Source organism: Fictibacillus sp. WQ 8-8 (genome assembly GCF_024494405.1).
In the GTDB taxonomy this organism is placed as follows: Bacteria; Bacillota; Bacilli; order Bacillales; family Fictibacillaceae; genus Fictibacillus_C; species Fictibacillus_C marinisediminis.
In genome coordinates this window covers 1-2303 of record NZ_JAMXKG010000040.1, presented here as the reverse complement: position 1 = coordinate 2303, position 2303 = coordinate 1, and the positions used below count along the sequence as shown (strand labels likewise).

Annotated in this window: 2 protein-coding genes; both read left to right on the top strand. The window is 37.6% G+C overall.

From position 1 onward, the window contains the following. Positions 1-230: 230 nt before the first annotated feature. Positions 231-617 (top strand): VOC family protein, encoded by a 387-nt coding sequence (locus tag M1K46_RS25440; protein WP_053354405.1) that lies wholly within the window; start codon positions 231-233, stop codon positions 615-617. Positions 618-752: 135 nt separating this feature from the next. Further along, positions 753-2183, top strand: a complete 1431-nt coding sequence (locus M1K46_RS25435; protein ID WP_256228228.1) for an IS4 family transposase — start codon at positions 753-755, stop codon at positions 2181-2183. The last annotated feature ends 120 nt before the right edge of the window (positions 2184-2303 follow it).

Here is a 2303-nt window from a genome sequence, read left to right as displayed (position 1 = left end):
CATGCCCATCAAGCTAAGGCAAATTATTACCCCAAAAATGAAAAAAACACTATTCTTTCTGTATTATGATAGAAAGTATTGACTGATAATAATGTTGTTTCATTTCTTATGCAGATAACAGAGCAGGATAGTTACATTAAACATGAAGGAATATTGGAATCAGTAACGAAATGTTCAATGAGTGGTGATGGTGTCGGCTCTTCAATAATATTTTTCAGGAGGTGATTGACTTGAAGTTGTTGCAAATAAGACTTTTGGTCAAAGATTTTAAGAAAAGTGCCATGTTTTACAGAGATTTATTGGAATTTCCAGTAAGTTGGTACGATGAAGACATGGAATATGCGCTTTTCAATAATGGGGAAACAAAAATTGAGCTTGTATCTCGAAAAGTTATGGCCGAATTGGTCAGAGAAGAAAATAAGCCTTTAGAAGCTGAGTCTCAATCAAGATTCTTACTTCAATTTCAAGTTGAAGATGTCGATAAGACGTATAACCGTTTCAGAGAAAAAGAAATTGAATTTGTTAATGAACCTCATGATCGTAAGGAATGGCGAGCGCGTGTTGCACATTTTCGGGACCCTGATGATAACTTAATTGAAATATATAAAATGCTGTAATTGATTGTTCAAAATGGGACTAGGTTAAAAGAATATTAAACGCAATTAACACAGTTCGATTTATTCGAACTGTGTTAATTGTGTTTGTAAGAGTAGAATCTTTAAGATAAACGAACAGAAAGGACGGTGTTTATTATGTGTCGTGAGGTATCAGATGAACTTACTCTCTTTTCACAGGAATTACAAAGTTCTTTATCTCCTCAAGCTCTTCAACAGCTGGCCAAAAAGGTAGGTTTTGTTCAGAGATCCAGTAAGTATCAAGCGAAAGATTTAGTTGCTTTGTGCGTATGGTTAAGCCAAAAGGTAGCGAATACTTCCTTAACTCAGCTATGTTGCTGTCTAGAATCTTCAACTGGTGTATTAATGAGTCCCGAAGGACTCAATCAACGATTCAATCCTTCAGCAGTCAGGCTCCTACGAAACGTATTCACTTCCTTACTTACTCAGAAGATACAAACTCATCAAGCTCTTTCTCATCGTTATGCATCTCAGTTTCAGCGTATACGAATCTTGGATTCTACGACGTTTCAACTTCCAAATGTTTTTGTTTCAACTTACCAAGGATCAGGAGGAAGTAGTCATACAGCTGGCGTGAAAATCCAATTGGAATACGATCTTCTCAGCGGCCAATTCCTGCATGTGCACTCTGGCCCAGGTAAACAAAATGATCGAACCTATGGTTCCACGTGCTTGAAAACAGTGCAAACAGGTGACTTATGTATACGTGACTTAGGATATTTTGACCTGGAAGATCTCGATCAGATGGATGAGAAAGGAGCCTGTTATATCTCTCGCTTAAAATTAAACACCCGAATTTATCAGAAGAATCCTAATCCAGAATATTTTAAGGACGGAAGAATGAAAAAACAGTCGGAGTATATTCAATTAGACATGGAAGATCTGATGTTGCAGCTACAACCAGGACAAACCCACGAAATTCATAAAGCCTATATCGGATTGTATCAAAAGCTTCCAACTCGAGTGGTCCTACATCGATTGACAGAAGCACAAACACGGAAACGCTGGGAAAACCAGGCGTTAAAAGAGAAGAAGAAGGGCATTGTCACGAAAGAACGAAGTAAGCGTTTAAGCGCGATGAACGTTTATATTTCTAATCTTCCTGCGGAAGTAGTCCCGACGGGACATATTCACGATCTTTACTCCCTACGTTGGCAGATTGAATTACTGTTTAAAACATGGAAATCATTCTTTAAAATTGACCATTGTAAAGAAATCAAACGAGAGCGTTTAGAATGCCATCTCTATGGCCAACTGATTGGCATCCTTCTCTGTTCTTCCACTATGTTTCAAATGAGGCAATTACTTCTTGATAAGGAAAAAAGGGAACTAAGTGAGTATAAAGCCATTTATATCATCAAGGATTACTTTCCTCTTTTATTTAGGGCTATACAAAAAAGCACCCAAGAGTTATCAAAGATTCTGCTTCGCCTGTTCAACCTCCTACAGAAAAACGGACGAAAATCTCATCGATATGAGAAGAAAACAGTCTTTGATATATTGGGTGTTGTTTATCAGTATACCATGTGCCAAAAGAAAGCAGCATAGCACTAAAAAAAACGACCTGTTTTTTGGCATATTTGGCATGCCTTTCTTTAGTCAAACATGTAGGGTTTCTTGTGGAAAGGACTCTACTCTAAGCATTATTGGGTTAGCTTGATGGGCATG